This window comes from Bordetella ansorpii (genome assembly GCF_900078705.1).
Classification (GTDB): domain Bacteria; phylum Pseudomonadota; class Gammaproteobacteria; order Burkholderiales; family Burkholderiaceae_B; genus Bordetella; species Bordetella ansorpii_A.
This window is the reverse complement of sequence record NZ_FKIF01000001.1, coordinates 484,065-506,162: the sequence shown is the minus strand read 5'-3', so window position 1 is coordinate 506,162 and position 22,098 is coordinate 484,065. Positions and strand designations below refer to the sequence as shown.

21 protein-coding genes are annotated in these 22,098 nt (G+C 68.6%); 14 read left to right on the top strand and 7 right to left on the bottom strand.

Annotated elements, in window-relative coordinates:
* Positions 1 to 232 precede the first annotated feature (232 nt).
* The 3 genes from mog to A6745_RS02030 all read left to right on the top strand — a co-directional run bounded on the left by mog (position 233) and on the right by A6745_RS02030 (position 2,164).
* Complete coding sequence (mog, locus tag A6745_RS02040; protein ID WP_066122940.1) at positions 233 to 865, top strand: molybdopterin adenylyltransferase; 633 nt, start codon at positions 233 to 235, stop codon at positions 863 to 865.
* A 79-nt stretch (positions 866 to 944) separates the two neighbouring features.
* Complete coding sequence (locus A6745_RS02035; RefSeq protein ID WP_066122935.1) at positions 945 to 1,283, top strand: hypothetical protein; 339 nt, start codon at positions 945 to 947, stop codon at positions 1,281 to 1,283.
* 26 nt (positions 1,284 to 1,309) lie between these two features.
* On the top strand, positions 1,310 to 2,164 hold the full coding sequence (locus A6745_RS02030; protein WP_066123734.1) for a M23 family metallopeptidase: 855 nt from the start codon (positions 1,310 to 1,312) through the stop codon (positions 2,162 to 2,164).
* Between the two features lie 18 nt (positions 2,165 to 2,182).
* Here the strand turns inward: A6745_RS02030 and A6745_RS02025 are convergent, their stop codons facing one another.
* The 3 genes from A6745_RS02025 to A6745_RS02015 form a co-directional block, all read right to left on the bottom strand.
* Positions 2,183 to 2,470, bottom strand: a complete 288-nt coding sequence (locus A6745_RS02025; protein ID WP_066122933.1) for a hypothetical protein — start codon at positions 2,468 to 2,470, stop codon at positions 2,183 to 2,185.
* Between the two features lie 85 nt (positions 2,471 to 2,555).
* Positions 2,556 to 2,822: a translation initiation factor IF-1 gene (infA, locus tag A6745_RS02020; protein WP_066122931.1), complete on the bottom strand. Its 267-nt coding sequence runs from the start codon at positions 2,820 to 2,822 to the stop codon at positions 2,556 to 2,558.
* A gap of 485 nt (positions 2,823 to 3,307) precedes the next feature.
* Positions 3,308 to 3,715 carry a GFA family protein gene (locus tag A6745_RS02015; RefSeq protein ID WP_066122929.1) on the bottom strand — a complete coding sequence of 136 codons (408 nt, stop codon included), beginning with the start codon at positions 3,713 to 3,715 and terminating at the stop codon, positions 3,308 to 3,310.
* A 257-nt stretch (positions 3,716 to 3,972) separates the two neighbouring features.
* Between A6745_RS02015 and A6745_RS02010 the strand changes: the two genes are divergently transcribed.
* The 5 genes from A6745_RS02010 (at position 3,973) to A6745_RS01990 (ending at position 9,335) form a co-directional block, all read left to right on the top strand.
* Entirely contained in the window at positions 3,973 to 6,033 is a 2,061-nt protein-coding gene (locus A6745_RS02010) for a putative bifunctional diguanylate cyclase/phosphodiesterase (protein ID WP_066122927.1), read from the top strand.
* 137 nt (positions 6,034 to 6,170) lie between these two features.
* Positions 6,171 to 7,235: a class II fructose-bisphosphate aldolase gene (fba, locus tag A6745_RS02005; protein ID WP_066122925.1), complete on the top strand. Its 1,065-nt coding sequence runs from the start codon at positions 6,171 to 6,173 to the stop codon at positions 7,233 to 7,235.
* 304 nt (positions 7,236 to 7,539) lie between these two features.
* Positions 7,540 to 8,421: a phosphoribosylaminoimidazolesuccinocarboxamide synthase gene (locus tag A6745_RS02000; RefSeq protein WP_066122921.1), complete on the top strand. Its 882-nt coding sequence runs from the start codon at positions 7,540 to 7,542 to the stop codon at positions 8,419 to 8,421.
* Positions 8,422 to 8,617: 196 nt separating this feature from the next.
* Positions 8,618 to 8,776, top strand: a complete 159-nt coding sequence (locus A6745_RS28915; RefSeq protein ID WP_197488076.1) for a hypothetical protein — start codon at positions 8,618 to 8,620, stop codon at positions 8,774 to 8,776.
* A gap of 10 nt (positions 8,777 to 8,786) precedes the next feature.
* The gene (locus A6745_RS01990) at positions 8,787 to 9,335 is read left to right on the top strand and encodes a disulfide bond formation protein B (RefSeq protein ID WP_066122919.1); all 549 of its coding nucleotides are present in this window, start codon (positions 8,787 to 8,789) and stop codon (positions 9,333 to 9,335) included.
* A 28-nt stretch (positions 9,336 to 9,363) separates the two neighbouring features.
* On the opposite strand, the gene A6745_RS01985 is transcribed toward A6745_RS01990, so the two are convergent.
* The 3 genes from A6745_RS01985 to A6745_RS01975 are packed head-to-tail and all read right to left on the bottom strand — an operon-like array spanning position 9,364 to position 13,884.
* On the bottom strand, positions 9,364 to 10,776 hold the full coding sequence (locus A6745_RS01985) for an efflux transporter outer membrane subunit (RefSeq protein ID WP_066122918.1): 1,413 nt from the start codon (positions 10,774 to 10,776) through the stop codon (positions 9,364 to 9,366).
* On the bottom strand, positions 10,773 to 12,722 hold the full coding sequence (locus tag A6745_RS01980) for a MacB family efflux pump subunit (protein WP_066122916.1): 1,950 nt from the start codon (positions 12,720 to 12,722) through the stop codon (positions 10,773 to 10,775). The genes A6745_RS01985 and A6745_RS01980 overlap by 4 nt, the downstream gene beginning before the upstream one ends.
* A 1-nt stretch (position 12,723) precedes the next feature.
* Positions 12,724 to 13,884: an efflux RND transporter periplasmic adaptor subunit gene (locus A6745_RS01975; RefSeq protein WP_066122915.1), complete on the bottom strand. Its 1,161-nt coding sequence runs from the start codon at positions 13,882 to 13,884 to the stop codon at positions 12,724 to 12,726.
* 262 nt (positions 13,885 to 14,146) lie between these two features.
* On the opposite strand from A6745_RS01975, the gene A6745_RS01970 reads away from it, so the two are divergent.
* From A6745_RS01970 to A6745_RS01945, 6 genes are all read left to right on the top strand, one after another.
* Positions 14,147 to 14,878, top strand: a complete 732-nt coding sequence (locus A6745_RS01970) for a response regulator (protein ID WP_066122913.1) — start codon at positions 14,147 to 14,149, stop codon at positions 14,876 to 14,878.
* Positions 14,879 to 14,883: 5 nt separating this feature from the next.
* Positions 14,884 to 16,272 carry an ATP-binding protein gene (locus A6745_RS01965; protein WP_197488074.1) on the top strand — a complete coding sequence of 463 codons (1,389 nt, stop codon included), beginning with the start codon at positions 14,884 to 14,886 and terminating at the stop codon, positions 16,270 to 16,272.
* Between the two features lie 190 nt (positions 16,273 to 16,462).
* On the top strand, positions 16,463 to 16,978 hold the full coding sequence (gene purE / locus A6745_RS01960) for a 5-(carboxyamino)imidazole ribonucleotide mutase (protein ID WP_407922712.1): 516 nt from the start codon (positions 16,463 to 16,465) through the stop codon (positions 16,976 to 16,978).
* On the top strand, positions 16,975 to 18,174 hold the full coding sequence (locus A6745_RS01955; protein WP_066122906.1) for a 5-(carboxyamino)imidazole ribonucleotide synthase: 1,200 nt from the start codon (positions 16,975 to 16,977) through the stop codon (positions 18,172 to 18,174). Before purE ends, A6745_RS01955 begins: the two co-directional genes overlap by 4 nt.
* 16 nt (positions 18,175 to 18,190) lie before the next feature.
* Entirely contained in the window at positions 18,191 to 19,267 is a 1,077-nt protein-coding gene (locus A6745_RS01950; RefSeq protein WP_066122905.1) for an L-threonylcarbamoyladenylate synthase, read from the top strand.
* Positions 19,268 to 19,321: 54 nt separating this feature from the next.
* The gene (locus tag A6745_RS01945) at positions 19,322 to 20,713 is read left to right on the top strand and encodes a GntP family permease (protein WP_066122898.1); all 1,392 of its coding nucleotides are present in this window, start codon (positions 19,322 to 19,324) and stop codon (positions 20,711 to 20,713) included.
* Between the two features lie 88 nt (positions 20,714 to 20,801).
* Here A6745_RS01945 and A6745_RS01940 read toward each other — a convergent pair whose 3' ends face one another.
* Positions 20,802 to 22,004 carry a GAF domain-containing sensor histidine kinase gene (locus A6745_RS01940; protein WP_066122895.1) on the bottom strand — a complete coding sequence of 401 codons (1,203 nt, stop codon included), beginning with the start codon at positions 22,002 to 22,004 and terminating at the stop codon, positions 20,802 to 20,804.
* Positions 22,005 to 22,098 lie beyond the last annotated feature (94 nt).

The following is a 22,098-nucleotide window of genomic DNA, read 5'->3' as shown; positions in this document are numbered from 1 at the left end:
GAAAAAACAAAAATCGGTGCTGCGAAGACAGATAGGGAAATGAAAACTCACGGAATGATGAGACGGAAAGATGAAAGCTAAATGACACCGACCTGTCTGGAGGGTCAAAAGCGACGTCATCATGAGGTAGCATTCAGTGGTTAACCGTGCCTGCGCGGGCGCTTGCCTTTGCTGCCATCTTCCCGCGCATGGCCTCGCACGCCTCCCCTGTCCGCCTCTTTCACACGCCGCCATGACCGACGCTTCGCGCCTAGTCCGCCGCCATCCCGACGAATTGCTCGTCGGCCTGGTTTCCGTTTCCGACCGTGCTTCCACCGGCGTCTATCAGGACCAGGGCCTGCCTGCCCTGCGCGAATGGCTGGACGGTGCCCTGGCTTCGCCATGGCAGGGCGTCGAGCGGCTGATCCCCGACGAGGCGGCCGGCATCAGCGCCGCCTTGGCCGATCTGGTGGACGTGTGCGGTTGCGACCTCGTGCTGACCACGGGCGGCACCGGGCCGGCGCGCCGCGACGTCACGCCCGAGGCCACGCTGGCCGTCGCCACGCGCGAGATGCCGGGTTTCGGCGAACAGATGCGGCAGATCAGCCTGCGTTTCGTGCCGACCGCCATCCTGTCGCGGCAGGTGGCCGTGATCCGCGAGACGGCCGATCACGCGGCGCTGATCATCAATCTGCCGGGGCAGCCCAAGGCTATCCGCGAGACGCTGGAAGGCTTGCGCGGCGCCGACGGCGGGGTGCTCGTGCCGGGCATCTTCGCGGCGGTGCCGTACTGCATCGATCTCATCGGCGGTCCCTACGCCGAGACGCGGCCCGAGGTGGTGCGCGCCTTCCGGCCGAAGTCCGCGCAGCGACCGCCCGCGTCTTGAGGGCGGCGGGGCCGCTGCCGTGGGCCTGCCGCGCGTTGCGCTATAGTGGTCCGCACTTTTACAGAGACGTTTCCTACCCATGAGAATCCGTATCGCCGCCATGTTGGCGCTGGGCCTGGCCGTTGCCGGCTGCGCCAGCGTCGACTCCGTCAGCAGCCTCGATCCCACTTTCTTCGGCAGCACCCCGCGTACCGCCAAGGACTACAGCGAATGCGTGGCCGAAGCCTGGAAAGGCCAGGGCTTCTCCGTGGAAACCACGCCGATCCAGGACGGCTTTCGCGTGGCGGGCAGCAGCAGCATCAGCGTCGAGGGCGTGCTGTCGGTGATCTCTTACCGCGGCAAGACCGACATCAAGATGTCGACCCGGCTGCCCGCGCGCGGCCAGTCGATGATCGAAGCGGCCAACCTGTGCATGTGATGGACGGGGCGAGCACGCGTGCGGCCATGCTGCGCGGCCTGCGGGCCGCGGCATTCGGTTTGGTGGCGCTGGCCGCCGCGGCCACGGCGCAGGCCCAGAGCTACATCAGCCGCAAGCTGAACGCGCCGGTGCCCGGCGGCGTGGCGGTGATCTCGCTGGGCGAGGGCGCGCAGGCGCCGCAGGCCAGCTTCGGCGGGCACCGGGTGCTGGTGGTGCGCGAGGAAGGCAGGCAGTGGATCGCCATCGTCGGCATTCCGCTCAGTGCCACGCCCGGCAAGGCGGCGTTGCAGGTGCGCGACGCCGCCGGCGCGCGCGACGTGCCGTTCTCGGTGGGCAGCAAGGAATACGTGGCGCAGCACATCACGCTGAAGAACAAGCGCCAGGTCTCGCCCAACCCCGATGACCTCAAGCGCATCGAGCGCGAGCTGGACGAGCAGACCTCGGCCTATGCCGTCTACCGTGCCGACGTCACGCCCAGCAATGTGGTGCTCGATCGCCCGGTGGCGGGCGGCCGCCTGTCCAGTCCCTTCGGGCTGCGCCGTTTCTTCAACGGCGAAGCGCGCAATCCGCACTCGGGCCTGGACTTCGCGGTGCCGGCGGGCACGCCGATCAGGGCGCCCGCGGCCGGTCGCGTGGTGCTGGTGGGAGATTATTTCTTCAACGGCAAGACGGTGTTCGTCGACCATGGGCAGGGCATGATCAGCATGTTCTGCCATCTGTCGGCCATCGACGTGAAGGTGGGCGATGAGCTGGCGCGCGGTGCGCCGGTCGGCAAGGTGGGGGCCACCGGCCGCGCCACCGGTCCGCATCTGCACTGGAACGTCAGCCTGAACAACGTGCGCGTCGATCCGGCCATCTTCATCGGGGCGTTCAAGCCCTGATATGGCGCCAAGCCGGCGTCAGGCGTCGGCTTTCTGCAACTGCTGGCACAGCGAGGCGTACGCCCTTTCGGCGTATTGCAACTGGTGCTTTTCCTGCAGGTGGATGCGCTGCTGCTCGTCGATGCAGTTGTCGTATTTCACGCGGGCCTGCGAGTAGGTCAGGCCCGTGTTGCGCAGGCTGTTGATGAACGCCGTGCGCGAGCGGCGCAGCATGAGCAGGCCTTTTTCGCCGCGCTCGAAGGCGCGGCGGGCCTTTTGCAGGCGGTCTGCCGCCTGCCGGAGTGCGTCGCTGCTGTTTTCTGACATGGCCAATCTAAGGAAGGCGGGGTGGACGCCGGACGTAAGGCACTACGGCCGCGGCCGGCGCGGATTTTACCCCGCCCTCGATGGATCAGCGACGATACTGCTGGGGACGGGAGCCCGGTGCGGGGCCGCGTTCGTCCTTGTGGCGGAAGTTGATGCGGCCCTTGGTCAGGTCATAGGGCGACATCTCGAGCGTGACGCGGTCGCCCGCCAGGATGCGGATGCGGTGCTTGCGGATGCGGCCGGAGGCATAGGCGCCCACTTCGATACCATTGTCCAGCTTGACGCGGTAGCGGCTGTCGGGCAGCACTTCGTCGACGATGCCGTCCAGTTCGATCAGTTCTTCTTTCGCCATGATGACTCCTTGATTGTGATGCGCAGGCGCCGCGCGAACGCGGCACGGATGCCGGATGTCCAAGCGGTGGACCGGCCGCGGACGCATAAGCGTGGCGAACCGGCTCGGGTACGGGTCATGGCCCTGGATAGGGATAGGGACGGGTACGCTGGCCGCGAGGGCAGTGTGCGCCAGAGGCGCGGCTTGGTCGCGACGGTTTGCCTGTGCGGGGCAGGCCGCCGGAAGAAGCGTGTTTTTCTTGTTGAACGGAGCCGGGCAGCGCCGGCGGCGGACATGCAAGAGACAAGAAATTCGATACTGCGCGGTACTGCGGGTTTGCCTTGGGCCTGCCTCGGGTTCGCCAGCCCGCCGTTGCCAACCCGCTGTTTGTTGCCAACTTGTTGCCAACCGCTGTTGCCAACCGCTGTTGCCAACCGCTGTTGCCAACATCAATGGCAAAAATTACTCGGGCAGAAAATAACTATAACTTATTACAAGGGTTTTTGCTAGTATCCGGTGTCCTGCCCCTGAGGGTGCCGGGGCAGGTCGTCGGCGATGTCGTGCCAGGGTGCCTTGCTGTCGACGTGTACGTGGCGTTCGGGCTTGATGCCGGGATCGTCATCCAGGGCGCCCAGAGGCAGGCCATACACATCGGGCATCTGGTCGAAGCGGCTCAGCAGCGGGGTACCGCAAGCGCTGCAGAACCCGCGATAATTGCCGGGCGACGAGGCGTACCAGGTGATCTGGTTCTCGCCCTGGGTCCAGGCGAAATCCTTGGCCAGTACCGTGGCGCGAGACCGGAAGGCCGCGCCGTGCGCCTTGCGGCACATGCCGCAATGGCAATTCAACGCATCGGAAAGAGGGCCGTTCACCGTGTATGCGATGCGGCCGCATAGGCAAGAACCGTGAAGCATGGCAGTCCCGAAGTGGCAAGGGTTCTTCAATATATACCTGCCGGCTGTAACGGTTCCCCTTTCCCGGCAACCGCGGCTACAATTGTTCCGCTTTTTTTACATATGGCTACCATAACGGAGCCTTGGCAAGACCGCCCCGGCCCCAATCTTGCCGGGGACCGACTGCTCACGGATGCCATCGCCTCAACGCATTCCGTCTGCAGATTGACGACCCAGAACCGATTCCTAGAGTCGGATACAGGCGGGATGTCGGAACGATGTTGAACGGCAGCTACGAATTGGCAACGGTGGCCGTGTCCATATTGGTCGCGGTCTTCGCCTCTTTGACTTCGTTCGAACTGGCAAGCCGTATCGACAGTGCCCAGGGCGCCGCGGGCCGCTATTGGCTGGCGGGCAGCGGGTTCGTGCTCGGCCTGGGCATCTGGTCCATGCATTTCATCGGCATGCTGGCCTTCAGCCTGCCCATTCCCATCGGCTACGACGTCACCATGACGGCGGTCTCGCTGCTGATCTCGGTGGCCGGGGCCTTGCTCGCCTTGCACTTCGCCGGCCGGCCGCACTTGACGGCGGGCATGCTGGCGCTGGGCGCGCTGCTGATGGGCGGCGCGGTGCTGGGCATGCATTTCATGGGCATGGCCGCGATGCGCATGTCACCCGGCATCATCTACCTGCCCTCGCGCCTGGCCGCCGCCGCGGCCATTTCCATCGGCTGTTCGGCGCTGGCGCTGTGGATGGCCCATTGGGTGCGGCGCCAGGCCCGGCAGAAGCTGCGGTACCGGCTGGCCGCGGCGTCCGTCATGGCGGCCGCGGTGTGCGGCATGCACTACACCGGCATGGCCGCGGCCATGTTCCCGGCCGGCAGCGTCTGCCTGGCGGCGGTCGATGGGCTGTCGGCGCAATGGCTGGCGGCGGCGGTGGCGGTGGTCACCTCGTGCATTTTCGCCATGGCGCTGGTGGTGGCCGTGCTGGATGCCCGGCTCGAGTCGCGCACGGCCGTGCTGGCCCGGTCGCTGGCGGGCGCCAACGAAGAACTGCTGCGGCTGGCCCTGCACGACAACCTGACCAAGCTGCCCAACCGCATCCTGCTCGAACAGCAGGTCAAGCAGGCCATCGAGACCGCGCGCCGCGCCAACGGCACCTTCGCGCTGCTGTTCCTCGACCTGGACGGGTTCAAGTCGGTCAACGATGCCTACGGACACCATACCGGCGATGCCCTGCTGGTGGAACTGGCCGGCCGCATCCGCCGCCAACTGCGCGGCGCGGACACGGCGGCCCGGCTGGGCGGCGACGAGTTCGTCGTGCTCAGCGAGGTGACCGAGCCCAATGATGCGGCGTCCGTGGCGTCGCGGCTGATCAAGGTGCTGTCGCGGCCCGTCACCGTGATGGGCCACCGCGTGGCTGTCTCCGCCAGTTGCGGCATCGCCCTGTATCCCGCCAATGGCGACAGCGCCCGCACGCTGATGCGCAACGCCGATGCCGCCATGTACCACGCCAAGCGCATGGGCCGGGCGCGCTTCAGCTATTTCGAACCCTCCATGAACAGCAATGCGCAGGAACAGTTGCGCATGCTGCAGGACCTGCGCCAGGCGCGCGCGCGCAAGCAACTGGTGCTGCACTACCAGCCCAAGTTCCGGCCCGACGGCGAGATCATGGGCGCCGAGGCGCTGATCCGCTGGCTGCATCCCGAGAAGGGCCTCATCCCGCCCGACCGCTTCATTCCGCTGGCCGAGCGCTCGCGGCTGATCGTATCCATCGGGGAATGGGTGCTGGACGAGGCCTGCCGCCAGTTGCATCTGTGGCATCAGGCCGGCCACCAGGGCTGGACCATGTCGGTCAACCTGTCCACCGCGCAGTTCGTGCATGAAGGCCTGTATGACCTGGTGCAGCAGGCCCTGGAGCGCCATTCGCTGCCGCCGCGCAGCCTGATCCTGGAGATCACCGAGTCCACGGCCATGCGCGACGCCGAGATCACACTGGCGCTGCTGCGCCGCCTGGTCGACCTGGGCGTGCGCATTTCCATCGACGATTTCGGCAGCGGCTATTCCAGCCTGCTGTACCTCAAGCGCCTGCCCGCCACGGAACTGAAGATCGGGCGCGGTTTCGTGCGCCAGTTGCAGGGCGATACGGAAGACGCCGCCGTGGTGTCCGCCATCGTGGCGCTGGGGCAGAAGCTCAAGTTGAAGGTGGCGGCCGAGGGCGTCGAGACCGCCGAACAGCAATCGTTCCTGACCGATCTGGGTTGCGATTCGCTGCAAGGCTTCCTGCTGGGCAAGCCCATGCCGCCCGAGCAGTTCGAGACCAGCGTGGGACGCCTCTGAGCGCGTCCGTCCGCCTGTCCCGAACCGCCCCGCCAGGTCTTGCAACGGATCCTCACAAGACCCTCGCCGCATTCCCGTAAAATCCCGCTGTTCAGCATGAATTCAATCCGATAACACCAAGCTTCCAGGAGTCCTCCATGGCCCTCGTTTCCATGCGCCAGTTGCTCGACCACGCGGCCGAGCACGGTTACGGCATCCCCGCCTTCAACGTCAACAACCTGGAGCAGGTCCAGGCCATCATGGAAGCCGCTGCCGAGACCGACAGCCCGGTGATCATGCAGGCCTCGGCCGGCGCGCGCAAATACGCGGGCGAAGGCTTCCTGAAGTACCTGATCCAGGCCGCCGTCGAGTCCTACCCGCACATCCCGGTCGTCATGCACCAGGATCACGGCCAGTCGCCCAAGGTCTGTCAGGGTGCCATCGACCTGGGCTTCTCCAGCGTGATGATGGACGGCTCGCTGAAGGAAGACGGCAAGAGCATCGCCGACTACGACTACAACGTCGACGTCACCCGCAAGGTCGTCGACATGGCCCACAAGGTCGGCGTCACGGTCGAAGGCGAACTGGGCTGCCTGGGCTCGCTGGAAACCATGGAAGGCGACAAGGAAGACGGCCACGGCGCCGACGGCAAGCTCACCATGGACCAGTTGCTGACCGATCCCGAGCAGGCCGCCGACTTCGTGCGCCGCACGCAGCTCGACGCGCTGGCCATCGCCATCGGCACCAGCCACGGCGCCTACAAGTTCACGCGCAAGCCCACCGGCGACATCCTGTCGATCTCGCGCATCAAGGAAATCCACGCCCGCCTGCCCAACACCCACCTGGTGATGCACGGCAGCTCCAGCGTACCGCAGGAACTGCTGGCCGAGATCCGCGAGTTCGGCGGCGACATGAAGGAAACCTACGGCGTGCCCGTCGAGGAAATCCAGGAAGCCATCAAGTTCGGCGTGCGCAAGATCAACATCGACACCGACATCCGCCTGGCCATGACCGGCGCGATCCGCCGCTTCATGGGCGAGAACCCCTCGAAGTTCGATCCGCGCGAATACCTGAAGCCCGCCCGCGCCGCTGCCCGCGCCGTCTGCGTGGCCCGCTACCAGGAATTCGGCACCGCCGGCAACGCCAGCAAGATCAAGGCGGTCCCGCTGGATGAAATGGCCCAGCGCTACGCCGCGGGCAAGCTGGAGCAGGTCGTCCAGTAAGGCGTGACGGGCCGCTGCGGGCGGCCCTCATGTCCCGGAAAGGCTCCGCAAGGAGCTTTTTTGCTTTTTTCGGGGTGTTCCGGCGGCGATGAGCCGCGCCGCGGTCCAGAGGCTGGCGCGCGCCCGGAAGCCCTCGGCATCGTCCGGCGAGCCTGCGCGCGACTTCGTACGGGAGGCCCGGGTTTGCAGTAACCTATGCGTTTTGCGCGAACCGGCGCCACCGCCCCGCGCCCATTCCCGATTCCTCCTGACTCCCGCTGCGGGCCTCCCGAGCGGGAATCGTCTTTTCTGCCAGGCCCCATCCGTGATCTCCGCTCTGCACGAATCCAACATCAAGTCCTTGCCGCTGCTGGGTCGCGGCAAGGTGCGCGACATGTACGCCGTGGGCGACGACAAGTTGCTGATCGTCGCGTCCGACCGTATCTCGGCGTTCGACGTCATTCTCGACGATCCCATCCCCGGCAAGGGCCAGGTGCTGACGGAACTGACCGAGTTCTGGCTGAAGAAGCTGGCGCACGTGCTGCCCAACCACTCCACCGGCGTGGCCGCCGAAGACGTGGTGGCGCCCGACGAAATCGATCAGGTGCGCGGCCGCGCCGTGGTGGTCAAGCGCCTGAAGCCCGTGCTGGTCGAAGCCGTGGCGCGGGGGTATCTCATCGGTTCGGGTTGGAAGGACTACCAGGCCACCGGCTCGGTGTGCGGCATCGCGCTGCCCGCCGGCCTGCAACAGGCCGACAAGCTGCCCGAGCCCATCTTCACGCCGGCCGCCAAGGCCGAGTTCGGCATGCACGACGAGAACGTCGATTTCGCCCACGTCGTGGCCGAAGTGGGCCAGGAGATGGCCGAGCGCATCCGCGACGTCACGCTGCGCCTGTATGGCGAGGCGGCCGCCTTCGCGGCCACCAAGGGCATCATCATCGCCGACACCAAGTTCGAATTCGGCCTGGACGACGACGGTGCGCTGTACCTGATGGACGAGGTGCTGACGCCCGATTCGTCGCGTTTCTGGCCCGCCGACGGCTATCGCGTGGGCATCAGCCCCCCGTCGTTCGACAAGCAGTTCGTGCGCGACTGGCTCGAGACCCAGACCTGGGACAAGACCCCGCCCGCGCCGCGCCTGCCGGCCGAAGTGCTGGAGAAAACCGCTGCCAAGTATCGCGAAGCGCTGGACCGCCTGATGGCCTGATGGCCTCGACGGCCTGATCGCCACGAGCCCGGGGCGCCGATGTCGGCGCCCTTGTGTTTCTGGCGGCAGCTTCCTGTCGGACGCCCCGCCGGGCGGGTAGATACCCGCATTCACAGGAAATTCATTTCCCGCGCGTTGCTTTGATTTCCAGTTGTTACCTATACTTCCGTCCCGTGAGGTGTCTACGGAGTGAGAAATGGGTTTGATGTTGCCGTTCGTGGTTGGCGCGGCGGCCGGGTGGTACGGCTTGCTGGGCAGACGGCCCGCCTGTTTCCTGCTTTGGGTGGCGACGTTCATCCTGTTCGGGGTCGCGGCTTATCCCTACCTGGCGGCACGGCTGCCGTTCGTGCTGTAGGAGGCCGCGCATGCTTTTCGTACACAATGCGGGCGGCCGCTCGCGCCTGGGCAGTTCGCTGGCGCTGCTGCTGCTGTCCTGCGCGCTCATCCTCACACTGGCCTGGCAGGTGATCCACCCCGGGCCGTCGTGCCCGCTCTGCCTGCTGCAGCGCGGCGCGCTGGTGCTGGCGGGCATGGGGCTGCTGCTGAACGTGCGTCTGGGCCCGTCGCCGATGCACTACTCCATGGTCATCCTGTCCTCGCTGGCGGGGTTCGCCCTGGCCGCGCAACAGGTGCTGATGCAGGTCGTGCCCGGCGCCGCCGTCTCCACCGACACGCTGCTGGGCCTGCGCTGGCCGACCTGGTCGGCGGCGGGCTTCCTGGCGTTGATCCTGTTTTCGCTGCTGATGCTGATCGTCGACCGCAAGTGGGGCGACAACGCGCTCAAGCGTCCCGTGGGCCTGCCCGGCATGATCATCATGGGGCTGTTCCTGGCCGCGGTGCTGTCCGGCATGGCCGGAGCCGTCCTGCAATGCGGCGTGGGCGCCTGCCCGGCGCCGCGCACGGCCGGCTTCTGACGTTCGCGAGCCTGGCCGTCAGCCGGGCTCAGCCCGGATCGCCGCCCAGCGCCAGGAACAGCGTCACGTCGTTCAGCCGCTGATTCTGGCGTACCTGCGCCAGCGACAGTTCCGCCTCGCGCAGCGTCTGCTGCGCATCCAGCCACGTGCGCAGCGTGGCCGCTCCCACGCGATAGCGCACGCCATACATGCGCTCGACATCCTGCGCCGCCTCGAACGAGCGCTCGGTCGCCTCGCGCTGTTCCGCCAGCCGGGCGCGCGCGCTCAGGGCATCGTCGACGTCCTTCAATGCCGAATACAGCGTGCCGCGGAATGTGTTGGCGGCAATCTCGTACCCGGTGCGGGCGATGTCGTTGTCCAGCCGCATGCGCGGCACATTCAGGAACGGCAAGGCCAGGCCCGCGCCCAGGGCCGCCACGGGATTGGCCAGCAGGTTCGACAACGACGTGCTGCTGGTGCCGGCGCTGCCCGTCAGCGTCAGGGCCGGATAGTAGCTGCGCGCGGTGGCGTCGATGTTCGCCAGGGCTTCGCGCAGGCGCAGCTCTGCGGCGCGCAGGTCGGGCCGGCGGCCCAGCAATCCGGCGGGCAGGCCCGGGCGCGGCGCCGGCGTGGCCGCGCCGTCCAGCCGCGTGGGTTCGTCGGCCCGCGGCCAGGCCTGGCCGCCCAGCAACACCGTGATGGCGTTGCGCGCCTGCACGCGCTGTTGCTCCAGCTGGCTTTGCGCGGCCAGTTGCGCCTGCAGGTTCTGCTGTGCGTCGCGCACGTCCAGCAGCGACACGCTGCCCGCGCCGAACTGCACCTGCACCAGTTGCAATGTGCGCCGCAACTGGTCGATGCGGGCCTGGCCGGTCCCGATGGCGTGGTTCAGGTAGGCCAGCGTCCAGTATTGCCGGCAGGCTTCGCCGGCCAGCGCCAGCGCGGTGTTCTCGCGGTCTGCGGCGCTGGCCCGGGCTTCCCATTGCGCGGCGTCGCGCGCGGCGCGCAGGCGGCCCCACAGGTCGATCTCCCAGCTCAGTGACAGGCTGGTGGTCCCGCTGCGCTGCGTCGTGGCGTCGCCGGACAGCGCGTGATTGCCGTTGGCGGTCACGCTGCCGCTGGGTTGGGGCCACAGGTCATTGCTCGCCAGCCCCGCCTGCAGCCGGGCTTTGCGCAAGGTCAGGCCCGCGGCGGCCAGGTTGGGGTTGGCGGCCAGCACCCGTTCGACCAGCCGCGACAGGCGCTCGTCGTCGAAGGCCCGCCACCAGGCCTGTTCCGCGGTGTTGCGCACGGGATAGGTGGAATTCAGTTCGACCTTGTCGTGCGCGGGCTCGGCCGGTCCGCCGGCTGCGTAGCGCGCGGGGACGCGCAGCTCGGGCGTGGCGGGCGAGGTGTTGCCGGCGCAGGCGCCCAGCAGGGCGCAGCAGGCAACGATAGGAATCGATCGCAGGGCAGGCTTCGTCATTCTCTTGCCAGGGCGTCCACAGGGTCCAGCCGCGCGGCATTGCGGGCGGGTAAAAAGCCGAAGGCCACGCCGATCAGGGTCGAGCAGGCAAAGGCGGCGATGATCGACAGCGGGGAGAAGGAAAGCGTGTAGTTCGCGCCCGCCGCGCGGATCAGCGCGCCGCCGCCCAGGGCACCCAGCACGCCCAGCACGCCGCCCAGCATGCACACCAGCACCGCCTCGATCAGGAACTGCCGCATGATGTCCGCGCGCCGCGCGCCCACGGCCATGCGCACGCCGATCTCGCGCGTGCGCTCGGTGACCGACACCAGCATGATGTTCATCACGCCGATGCCGCCCACCACCAGCGAGATCATGGCGATGGCGCCGATCATCAGCGTCATCGTCCGCGTGGTCTTCTCGATGGTTTCGCGGATTTCGGCGGTGTTGTTCAGGAAGAAATCCTGCGTGCCATGGCGCAGCAGCAGCACTTTCGAGATGGCGGCCTCGGCCGCCGTCATCGGCGTGGCGTCGTCCACGCGCACGGTGATGCTGGAGACATGGGATTGGCCCAGCATGCGGTGCATGGCGGTGGTGTAGGGCACCCAGACGCGCAGGTCGCTGCTGCTGCCGAAACCCGTGGTCTGCTTCTGCGACACGCCGATCACGGTGCAGGGCACCTGGCCCAGCAGCAGCACGCGGCCGATGGGGTCTTCGCCGTTCGGGAAAAACGTGTCGCGTGTATTGGGATCGATGACCACGCTGCGCTCCAGGGCCGCCACGGCGGCGGCGTCGAAGGCCATGCCCTGCGCGATCTTCAGGCCCTTCACCCGGAAGTACTGGTCGCCCACGCCGTAGACCTGCGTGGTGGCGGCGATGCCGCCCAGGCGCGCCGTCACCGAGGTCGATACGTTGGGCGTGGCGCTGTCCACGTAGCTCTGCTCGGCCAGCGCCGCCACGTCGGCGTCGCGCAGCGTCTGCACGCGTCCCGAGCGCAGGTCGCCGAAGCCGGCGCCCGGGAACACGTCGATGGTGTTGGTGCCCAGCGCGTTGATGTTGCTCAGCACCTGCTGCTGCGATCCGCGCCCCAGCGCCACCACCAGCACCACCGATGCGATGCCGATGATGATGCCCAGCATGGTCAGCAGGGTGCGCAGCTTGTGCGCGGCCATGGCCAGGCAGGCCATGCGGAACGCTTCGGTGAAACGGTCCCAGAGCGGCAGCCAGCCGCGCCGCGCGGCCTGCCGCGTCTGGCGCGCGGGCCGCGCCTGGGCGGGGGGCGTCCCGCGCCGGTCGGCCACCACCGCGCCGTCATGCAGCTCGATGATGCGCTGCGCGTGTCGGGCGACGGACATGTCGTGCGTCACCAGGATGATCGTGTGGCCCTGCGCGTGCAGCTCCCGCAGGATGCCCATCACTTCCTCGCCCGACCGGCTGTCCAGTGCGCCGGTGGGTTCGTCGGCCAGGATGACCTGGCCGCCGTTCATCAGGGCGCGGGCGATGCTCACGCGCTGTTGCTGTCCGCCCGACAGCTGTCCGGGACGATGCCCGGTGCGGTCCGCCAGGCCCAGGCGCGCCAGCAGTTGCCGGGCCCGTTCGCGCCGGGCGGCACGGGCATGGCCGGCGTAGACGGCCGGCACTTCGACGTTGCCCAGCGCATCCAGGTCGCCCAGCAGGTGATAGCGCTGGAACACGAAGCCGAAATGCTCGCGCCGCAGTTGCGCCAGTTCGTCGGGCGCCATGGCGCCGGTCTCGCGGCCCGCCACGCGGTAGGCGCCGCGGCTGGGCCGGTCCAGGCAGCCCAGGATGTTCATCAGGGTGGACTTGCCCGAGCCGGATGCGCCGACGATGGCGACCATTTCGCCCGCGGCGATGTCCAGGTCGATCTCCTTGAGCACGTCCAGCGTGCCTTCGCCCGCGGGAAAGCTGCGCGCCAGGCCGCGCAGTTGCAGCAACGCATAGGCCATGTCAGAAGCCCATGGGCGGCGGACCGCGGCGGTTGTTCTGGGGCACGGCGGGCGCGGCGCCGGCCTGGCCCACCACCACGCGTTCGCCTTCCCGCAGGCCGGACAGCACCTGCACGCTGGCCCGGTTGTTGATGCCTGTCTCGATGCGGCGGGTTTCCGGCCGGCCATCCCGGCCTTGCACCTGGACGCTGGCCGTGCCGTCGTCGCGCTGGGCGCTCAGCGCGGAGGCGGGGATGACCAGCGCGTTGGCCGCGCGCCCCAGCACGACGTGCACCTCGGCCGTCATGTAGGTGCGCAGTTCGTTGGCGCTGTTGTCCACGTCGAACACGCCGTTGTAGTAGATCGCCGTGCTGCTGGTCGAAGAGGAACTGGAGGACTTGGACGTGCTGGACGTGTCCTCGTCGGTGATGGATTCCGGCGCGGGTTCGATGCGGCGCAGGGTGCTGCGATAGCGCTTCTTCGTATTGCCCAGGATCGTGAAGTAGACCTCCTGGCCTTCCGCCACCTTGACCACGTCCGCCTCGGAGATTTCCGCGTAGACGGTCATGGTGCTCACGGCGCCCAGCATCACGATGGTGGGCGTGGTCTGGTTGGCGTTGACGGTCTGGCCCTGCCTGGACACCACGGCCAGCACGGTGCCGTCGATGGGCGCGGTGATGCGGGTGTAGCCCAGGTTGGTCTGGGCGGTGGAGACGCTGGTCTGCTGCACCTTGATGGACGCGTCCAGCGCGCGGATCTGCGCCTGGGTGGATCTCAGGTTGGCCAGCGCGGTGTCGTAGTCGGCCTGCGCCGAGGCCTGCGCGGCCAGCATGATGCGCTGGCGCTTGTATTCCTGCTCGTACTGGCGCAAATTGGCCGTCTGCACGTCGCGCAGGGCGCGCGCGTTCTCCAGGTTGGCCTGCGCGCTCTGCAAGGTGTTGACCTGGGTGCGCGAATCGATTTCCGCGATCAGGTCGCCGGCTTTCACGCGGTCGCCCAGCGCCACCTTCAGCGATTCGATGCGGCCCGACACCTGCGCGCCCACGCTGACCAGGTTCGATGGCTTGATGGTGCCGGTGGCCACCACCGCGTCCTCGATGTCGGCGCGCGTCACGGGCGAGGTGGCCAGTTGCGGCGGGGCGGGGCGGGGCCAGAGCAGCATCGCCGCCAGGCCGGCCGCCATGGCGGCGCCGGCGATCAGCCAGCCGCGCCGGCTTGCAGAAAGAGAGAGGCTCACGTCGTCGAGTAGGGAGGCTGAACCCCCCGTGCAATCAGGAAAGCCCCGCAGTCTGGATAGCCTGGCCAGGGCTGGCAACGCTCTAAAGATGTCGCCGTGTACCAGGTGGGCCGCACGCATGTCGTTGTGTGTCGGCGCGTCCTCCCGACACGCTGCGACACGAAATTCCGCGTGCGCAACGCACGAATAAAATGAATCATCCCGGTCCATGAACCTCAAGGACATACGCGTGCACCATCTGCTCATCGTCGACGACGATGCCGACATCCGCAATCTGCTGGCCGAACAGCTGGGGCGGCTCGGCTATCGGGTCAGCACCGCCGCCCAGGGGGTCGAGATGCGCGCCATACTCGGCCGCGAGCACGTCGACCTGATCGTGCTCGACCTCAACCTGCCGGGCGAGGACGGCCTGACGCTGTGCCGCGACCTGCGCGCGCAGTCGCAGACCCCGGTCATCATGCTGACCGCGCGCGGCGAAGCCTTCGACCGCGTGCTGGGCCTGGAAATGGGGGCGGACGACTACCTCACCAAACCCTTCGAGCCGCGCGAATTGCAGGCCCGCATCCGCAACGTGCTGCGCCGCACCGAGGCGCTGCCGGCCAGCATGGAGCCGCTGTCGATCCGCCGCGCGCACTTCCTGGATTGGGTATTCGACCTGGAACGCCGCCACCTGGTGGACCCCGGCGGCCGGGTCATCGTGCTGTCGGGCGCCGAATTCCGCCTGCTGCGCACCTTCGTCACCCATGCCAACAAGGTGCTCAGCCGCGAGCGCCTGATCTCGCTGTCCTCGCGCCGGGAATACGAGGGGCAGGAGCGGGCCATCGACCTGCAGGTCAGCCGCCTGCGCTCCAAGTTCGGCCAGGGCGGCGGGGGGGAAAGCCTGATCAAGACCGTGCGCAACGAGGGCTACGTGCTGGCCGCCGCCGTGACGCTGGAATGAGTCGCGTGCGGCGGTTCTTCTCGACCATGGCGGGCAGGCTGTTCCTGATCCTGCTGCTGGGCATGTCCGCCGCGGCGATGCTGGCCACCGTGCTGGCCGAGGGCCGGCGCGCCCGCGAGATCGAGCACCACGACCTGCTGCGCACCGCCGACCGCCTGAACGGCTATGTCGGCATGCTGGACGACAGCCAGGGCGAGCTGCGCGAGCGGTTGCTGGAGCTGGGCGGGCCCGGGATCCAGAGCGTGCCGCCCGGCACGCCGACCCTGGGCAGGGATACGGCCTTCACGGAACTGCTGCAGGCGCAGTACTCGCGTTTCGCCGGCGTGGTGGCGCGCACCGCCGACGAACAGGATTGCCGGCCGCGCATGCCGGATTTCATGGCGCCACCCATGCGGCACGGCCTGCATGGCGGCGATGGCGGTCCGCAGGGGGGATGCCGGGTGGTCAACGTGCGGTTGCGCGACGGTACGCCGCTGACGCTGGCGCTCGGGTCGCCCCCGGTCACGCATCCGCCCGCGCTGGCCGCCGACCTGGTCTACCTGTCGCTGCTGGCCGTCTGCGTCGGGCTGCTGTCGTTCGTGGTGGCGCGCCTGGCCAGCCAGCCGCTGCGCCGGCTGGCCGATGCGGCGGACCAGCTCGGCCAGAACCTGAAGGGCCGGCCGCTGTCCCTGGACGGCCCGCTGGAGGTGCGGCGCGCCTCGCATGCCTTCAACGTCATGCAACAGCGCCTGCAGCGCCACCTGGCGGAACGCACGCAGATGCTGGCGGCCATCACCCATGACCTGCAGACGCCGCTGACGCGCCTGCGGCTGCGGCTGGAGGACGTGCCCGACGAACCGCTGCGCGAGCGGCTGATCGGCGATCTGGCGGCGATGGGCGCCCTGATCCGCGAAGGCCTGGACCTGGCGCGCAGCGCGGCCACCTCCGAGCCCTTCGTGGCGCTGGACCTGGATTCGCTGCTGGAAAGCGTGGTCGAGGATGCGGCCGAGACCGGCGGCAATGCCGTGTTCGAGCAGGGTTGCGCAGCGGTGCTGATGCTGCGTCCGCTGGCCATGCGCCGGCTGTTCTCGAATCTGGTCGACAATGCCCTGAAATACGGCCGCACGGCGCGGGTATCGACCCATGTCAGCGCGGATGGCGTCACGGTCTACGTGCGCGACGAAGGTCCGGGGATGGCCGAGGAAGAGCTGGAGACGGTGTTCCAGCCCTTCGTGCGGCTGGAAACCTCCCGTTCGCGCGAGACCGGCGGCGCGGGGCTGGGCTTGACCATCGCCCGCGACCTGGCGGGCAACAACCACGCCACGCTGGTGCTGCGCAACCGCAAGGAAGGCGGCCTGGAGGCCGTGGTGCACTGGGCCGAACCGCCGCACGCGAAGGGCCAGGCGGGCGCCTAGCGGCTGCCCCGTGGATGCGCCGATGCAAAACGCGCCGGTCGTGGCCAAGGGAAAGTCCGCAGAGACGGGCCGCAGGAAGGGGAAGTGGGCACGGTCCCGCATGGCGGTAAAATCCGGTGTTTCCCCCCTGCAAATCGGGCCCGGTCCGCCAGGCTCCCGCAAATCCATTCCAACGGTTATGACTGCCTCAATGCCAAACTCGTCTTCCGATAAGCCGCTGGTCGGCGTGATCATGGGTTCCTCCAGCGACTGGGAAGTCATGAAGAACGCGGTGGCCATGCTCGAAGAGTTCGGCGTCGCTTACGAGGCGCGCGTCATCTCGGCGCACCGCATGCCCCAGGACATGGCCGATTACGGCGCCGTGGCGCAATCGCGCGGCCTGCGCGCCATCATCGCCGGCGCCGGCGGCGCGGCCCACCTTCCCGGCATGATGGCCGCCCTCACCGAAGTGCCGGTCTTCGGCGTGCCGGTGCCCTCCAGATACCTGCGTGGCGAAGACTCGCTGCTGTCCATCGTGCAGATGCCCAAGGGCGTGCCGGTGGCCACCTTCGCCATCGGCGAGGCAGGCGCGGCCAATGCCGCCCTGCATGCCATCGCCAACCTGGCCACCACCGACGACGCCCTGCGCGCCCGGCTGGTGGCCTTCCGCGCCCGCCAGACCGAGGCCGCCCGCGCGATGGCCCTGCCGCCCGGAGGCCAGGCATGAGCCGCAACGCCAACGACCCCGCGCAAGCCGTGACGCCCATTCCTCCCGGTAACTGGCTGGGCCTGCTGGGCGGCGGCCAGCTGGGGCGCATGTTCTGTCATGCCGCGCAAAGCATGGGCTACAAGGTGGCCGTGCTGGATCCCGGCGCCGATGGCCCGGCCGCCATGGTGGCCGACCGCCACATCCAGGCCGCCTATGACGATCCCGATGGCCTGGCCGAACTGGCCAGCCTGTGCCGGGCCGTCACCACCGAATTCGAGAACGTGCCCTCGGACAGCATGCACGCCCTGTCGGCGCGCTGCCGTGTCAGCCCGGCCGCCCAGGCCGTGGCCATCGTGCAGGACCGCATCGCCGAGAAGGCCTTCATCGCCGCCCAGGGCATCGACGTGGCGCCGCACGCGGCCATCCACAGCGCGGCCGAACTGCGCGCCGCGCCCGCCAGCCTGTTCCCCGGCATCCTGAAGGTGGCCCGCCTGGGCTACGACGGCAAGGGCCAGGCGCGCGTGTCCTCGCTGGAGGAGGCGCTGGAGGCCTTCGCCGGCTTCGGCGGCGTGCCCTGCGTGCTCGAGGCCCTGATGTCGCTGGACTACGAGATCTCGGTGGTGCTGGCGCGCGGCTTCGACGACCGGGACGTGGTCTTCCCGGTGGCGCGCAACGTGCACCGCGACGGCATCCTGGCCGTGTCCACCGTCGCCGACACGTCGTCGCATGCGCAGTACTACGACGCCGCCACCCACGCGGCGCGCACCATCGCGCGCGGCCTGGGCTACTACGGCGTGCTGTGCGTCGAGTTCTTCGTGCTGACCGATGGCAAGCTCGTGGTCAACGAGATCGCGCCGCGTCCGCACAACAGCGGCCACTACACCATGAACGCCTGCGTCACCAGCCAGTTCGAGCAACAGGCGCGGGCCATGGCCGGCCTGCCGCTGGGCAGCGCGCGCCTGCTGGCGCCCTCCGTCATGCTGAACATCCTGGGCGACATCTGGTTCCCCGATGGCGCCGAGTCGCCCCGCGAACCCGACTGGGCCGCCGCGCTGGCGGCCGCGCCCGAGGCCAAGCTGCACCTGTATGGCAAGCGCGAGGCGCGCCGTGGCCGCAAGATGGGCCACATCAACCTGGTGGGCGAAACGCTGGACGACGCGCGCGCCGCGGCGGCCCGCGTGGCGGCCGTGCTGGGCATGGCGGCGCCGGAATAACACCGCTTTTCCCGCCATGACCCAACCAGACTTTCCGCCCGCCGACGCCATCGAGGCGGCGGCCCGCCGCCTGCTCGACGGCGGCCTGGCGGCGTTTCCCACCGAAACCGTCTATGGACTGGGCGCCGACGCCGAGAACGCCGCGGCGGTGGCCAGCATCTACGCCACCAAGGGCCGGCCGTCCAACCACCCCGTCATCGTGCACCTCGCGCCCGAGGGCGACGTGGCTTACTGGGCGGCCGACGTGCCGCCCGAGGCCCGGCAACTGATGCAGGCCTTCTGGCCCGGTCCGCTGACCCTGATCCTGAAGCGCGCCCCGCACGTGGGCACCTGGGTGACCGGCGGGCAGGACAGCGTAGGCCTGCGCTGCCCCTCGCATCCTGTCGCCCAGGCGCTGCTCAGCGCCTTCGCGCGCGGCAAGCCCGGCGGGCAAGGCGGCCTGGCGGGGCCATCGGCCAACAAGTTCGGCCAGGTCTCGCCGACGCGGGCCGAGCACGTGCGCGCGGAGTTTCCCGACGAAGTCGCGCAAGGCATGCCCGTGCTGGACGGCGGCGCCGCCGAGGTCGGCATCGAATCCACCATCGTCGATCTGTCGCGCCTGGACCAGGGCGTGGGGCCGGTGCTGCTGCGCCCCGGCCACGTCAGCGCGGCGCAGATCGCCGCGGTGCTGGGCCGGCCCGTGTCGCGTCCCGACGCCGCCGCGCCGCGCGCCTCGGGCACCCTGAAAGCGCACTACGCGCCGCATACGCCGCTGGAACTGGTCGACGACGCCCGCCTGGCGCGGGCGCTGGCCGGCGAGGGCCTGCCGGCGGGCCGCGTGGCGCTGGTGGCCTATGCCGCCCCTCGCGCCTCGGCAGGCAATATCGAATGGCATGCGGTGCCCGGCGATCCGGCCCGCTATGCCCAGGCGCTGTACGCCCGCCTGCGCGACCTGGACGGGCAGGGCTACGCGCGCATCCTGCTGCAGGCGCCGCCGCTGTCCGCCGAATGGGATGCCGTGAATGACCGCATCGGCCGCGCGGCGGCCGCGTTCAGCCTGGAAACGACTGGCCTGCAGGACAATACCGTGGCAGGCGGCCCGCGAGACCACTGATCCGGTGGCTGGGCCGCATGCGTATTCTTTCAATAAGTATGGGTTCACAGGCACATGAGTACCGGAGACATTCAACTGTTGGCCACCGCGCTGGCCAGCGTCCTGATCCTGGTTGCGCTGATCGTTTCGCGCATCCGCCTGCATCCCCTGTTGGCCCTGCTGGTGGTGGCGGTGGGCGTGGGCCTGGTCACCGGCATGCCCGGCGATCACCTGGTCAAGGCCGTCACCAACGGCGCGGGCAAGACCCTGGGCGTGGTGGGCCTGGTCGTGGCGCTGGGCGCCATGCTGGGCAAGATCCTGGCCGACAGCGGCATCACTGAAAGCATCGCCAATTTCATTCTTGCGCGCGCCTCCGGCCGCACCCTGCCCTGGGCGATGGCCCTGGTGGCCTTCGTCATCGGCATTCCGATGTTCTTCGAGGTGGGCCTAGTGGTGCTGCTGCCGCTGATCTTCAGCGTGGCGCGCAAGCTCGAGGAAGAAGGGCGGCTGCGCGGCTCGGCCTATGCCTACGTGGGCGTGCCCGTCATCGCCGCGCTGGCGGCCATGCACGGCATGGTGCCGCCGCATCCCGGCCCATTGACCGCCATCGCCACGCTCAAGACCAGCGTGGGTCCCACGCTGATCTACGGCTTCGTCGCCGCGCTGCCCGCCATCGTGCTGGCCGGCCCGATCTACGCCGCCTTCATCGCGCCGCGCCTGAAGGTGCGGCCCGACGACACGCTGATCGCCCAGTTCTCGTCGGCGCAGCCGCGCCAGAGCGTGCCGGCGTCGTCGCCCAGCATCGCCCTGGGCCTCGTGGCCGCGCTGCTGCCGGCCCTGCTGATGCTGCTGCACGCCGTCAGCGAACTGGTTTTCGAGAAGACGTCGCCCGTGATGCACGTCACGGCCTTCCTGGGCAATCCCGTCATCGCCATGCTGATCGGCGTGGTGTTCGCGGCCTGCGCGCTGGTCTACGGCCGCCGCGGCGACGCCGAGCACCTGCGCGAATCGCTGTCGGCCAGCCTGAAGCCCATCTGCAACGTGCTGCTGATCATCGCCGGCGGCGGCGCCTTCCAGCAGGTGCTGACCGACGCCAGGGTGGGCGATGCCATCGTCAGCCTGAGCCATCAGTTCACGCTGTCGCCGCTGGTGCTGGGCTGGATCATCTCCATGCTGCTGTCGGTGTCCACCGGCTCGGCCACGGTCGGCATCGTCGGCGCGGCCGGCTTGCTGGTGCCGCTGGCGGCGTCGGATCCCTCTTTGAACGTGCCGCTGCTGGCCCTGTCCATCGGTTGCGGCTCGCTGTTCTTCAACTACGCCAACCACGCCGGTTTCTGGCTGGTCAAGGAGTCCTTCGGCATGACCATGGGCGAGGCCACCAAGACGATTTCGGTGGTGCAGTCGATCGTGGCCGTGGTGGGCCTGATCATGGTGCTGCTGCTGAACCTGCTGCCGCCGCTGGCCTAGTGCGATGTCCCGCGATGCGCCGGCACGAAACGCGCCGGTCGTGGCCATGGCGCCGCCCCCCTGGGCAGCACACTGGCGTCGACCGGTATCAGTGCCGGCAGGGCATCGTGAAGGTGAACACGGTGGCGTCCGGCGTGGAATCCGCCCGCAGCGTGCCGCCGTGCGCCAGGGCGATCTGATGCGCGATGTACAGGCCCAGCCCCAGCCCCTGGCGGCTGGGCTGGTCGGCCCCCCGGAAGAACGGCTCGAACAGCTTGGCCAGCACGGCCGGTGGAATCGGCGTGCCGCGGTTGGCGACCGACAGGGCCAATTGCTCGCCGTCGTTCGACAGGCGCACGACGACGGGGCTGTCGGCCGCGCCGTGCGTCAGGGCATTGGCCACGAGATTCGACAGCAACTGCCCAATGCGGGCGGCGTCGCAGTAGAACGGCTCTCCCAGCGCGGCCTCGAACCGGATGTCGCGGCCGGGATGGCCCGAGCGCAGCTCGTCGACCACGTGGCGCAACGAGGACTCGACGGACTGCTCGATACGCAGGTCCATGGATAGCCCCGAGCCCATCCGGCCCCGCGCGAAATCCATCACGTCGTCGATCAGTCCGCTCATGCGCCCGACGCTTTGCTCCATGCGGGTCATGATCGGCAGCGCGGCGGGATCGGATATCCGCTTGCGCAGCAGGGTGGTGCCCGCCAGGATCGACCCCAGGGGATTGCGCAGGTCGTGCCCCAGCACGGCGATGAATTGTTCGCGCAGTTCCGACGCTTCGCGCTCCAGGGCCAGGTCGGCCTCGCTCTGCGCCAGGCGCGCCTGGGCGTCCACATGCTTGCCGATCAGGTCCGCGAACAGCCGGAACATGCCGAGAATGGTCGGCGTACTCAGTTTGCGGGGCCGCGAGTCGACGGCGCACAGGGTGCCGAAGAAAGCGCCGTCATGCCGGAAGACGGGCATCGAAATGTAGCTCTGCAAACCGTAGCGCCGCGGGGTGTGATGCGAACGGTATCGTTCGTCCTGCGCCACGTGATCGATCACCACCATCTGGTGATGCCCGCGGATCTCGTCGCAGATGGTCGATTGCAGTTCGAGTTCTCCGCCGGGCCGCAAGCCGAACGAGACGTCGTCGCGCACCTGGCAGGCGATCCACTGCGTGTCCGTGACCCGCGCGACGGCGGCGAAGCCCATGCCGGTCACTTCGCAGATGACGTCCAGGATGGTGGGAACGGCGGCGATGCGTGAAACGAGCGCGACGTCGGGATGCGGCGCGTGGGGCAGGGACGGCTTTGCTTCGGTCGTCATGGTGATTCCTTGTTCCTATTCTCGACGCCGATCGCGGGGCGCCGGGCGCGAGCGCACGGCGATCAAAGCAGGGTCGTTCCATCGCGGCAGTGTA

What these genes read in the sequence shown, in the direction of transcription:
- A6745_RS01980 (WP_066122916.1), bottom strand. Translation starts at nt 12,722, where the DNA reads ATGGCCTATGCGTTGCTGCAACTGCGCGGCCTGGCGCGCAGCTTTCCC.
- A6745_RS01940 (WP_066122895.1), bottom strand. Translation starts at nt 22,004, where the DNA reads ATGACGACCGAAGCAAAGCCGTCCCTGCCCCACGCGCCGCATCCCGAC.
- A6745_RS01955 (WP_066122906.1), top strand. Translation starts at nt 16,975, where the DNA reads ATGAGCCGCAACGCCAACGACCCCGCGCAAGCCGTGACGCCCATTCCT.
- A6745_RS01970 (WP_066122913.1), top strand. Translation starts at nt 14,147, where the DNA reads ATGAACCTCAAGGACATACGCGTGCACCATCTGCTCATCGTCGACGAC.
- A6745_RS02025 (WP_066122933.1), bottom strand. Translation starts at nt 2,470, where the DNA reads ATGTCAGAAAACAGCAGCGACGCACTCCGGCAGGCGGCAGACCGCCTG.
- A6745_RS28915 (WP_197488076.1), top strand. Translation starts at nt 8,618, where the DNA reads ATGGGTTTGATGTTGCCGTTCGTGGTTGGCGCGGCGGCCGGGTGGTAC.
- infA (WP_066122931.1), bottom strand. Translation starts at nt 2,822, where the DNA reads ATGGCGAAAGAAGAACTGATCGAACTGGACGGCATCGTCGACGAAGTG.
- A6745_RS02010 (WP_066122927.1), top strand. Translation starts at nt 3,973, where the DNA reads ATGTTGAACGGCAGCTACGAATTGGCAACGGTGGCCGTGTCCATATTG.
- A6745_RS02030 (WP_066123734.1), top strand. Translation starts at nt 1,310, where the DNA reads ATGCTGCGCGGCCTGCGGGCCGCGGCATTCGGTTTGGTGGCGCTGGCC.
- A6745_RS01975 (WP_066122915.1), bottom strand. Translation starts at nt 13,884, where the DNA reads ATGGCGGCCGGCCTGGCGGCGATGCTGCTCTGGCCCCGCCCCGCCCCG.
- A6745_RS02015 (WP_066122929.1), bottom strand. Translation starts at nt 3,715, where the DNA reads ATGCTTCACGGTTCTTGCCTATGCGGCCGCATCGCATACACGGTGAAC.
- A6745_RS01950 (WP_066122905.1), top strand. Translation starts at nt 18,191, where the DNA reads ATGACCCAACCAGACTTTCCGCCCGCCGACGCCATCGAGGCGGCGGCC.
- A6745_RS01985 (WP_066122918.1), bottom strand. Translation starts at nt 10,776, where the DNA reads ATGACGAAGCCTGCCCTGCGATCGATTCCTATCGTTGCCTGCTGCGCC.
- purE (WP_407922712.1), top strand. Translation starts at nt 16,463, where the DNA reads ATGCCAAACTCGTCTTCCGATAAGCCGCTGGTCGGCGTGATCATGGGT.
- A6745_RS01945 (WP_066122898.1), top strand. Translation starts at nt 19,322, where the DNA reads ATGAGTACCGGAGACATTCAACTGTTGGCCACCGCGCTGGCCAGCGTC.
- mog (WP_066122940.1), top strand. Translation starts at nt 233, where the DNA reads ATGACCGACGCTTCGCGCCTAGTCCGCCGCCATCCCGACGAATTGCTC.
- A6745_RS01990 (WP_066122919.1), top strand. Translation starts at nt 8,787, where the DNA reads ATGCTTTTCGTACACAATGCGGGCGGCCGCTCGCGCCTGGGCAGTTCG.
- A6745_RS02035 (WP_066122935.1), top strand. Translation starts at nt 945, where the DNA reads ATGAGAATCCGTATCGCCGCCATGTTGGCGCTGGGCCTGGCCGTTGCC.
- fba (WP_066122925.1), top strand. Translation starts at nt 6,171, where the DNA reads ATGGCCCTCGTTTCCATGCGCCAGTTGCTCGACCACGCGGCCGAGCAC.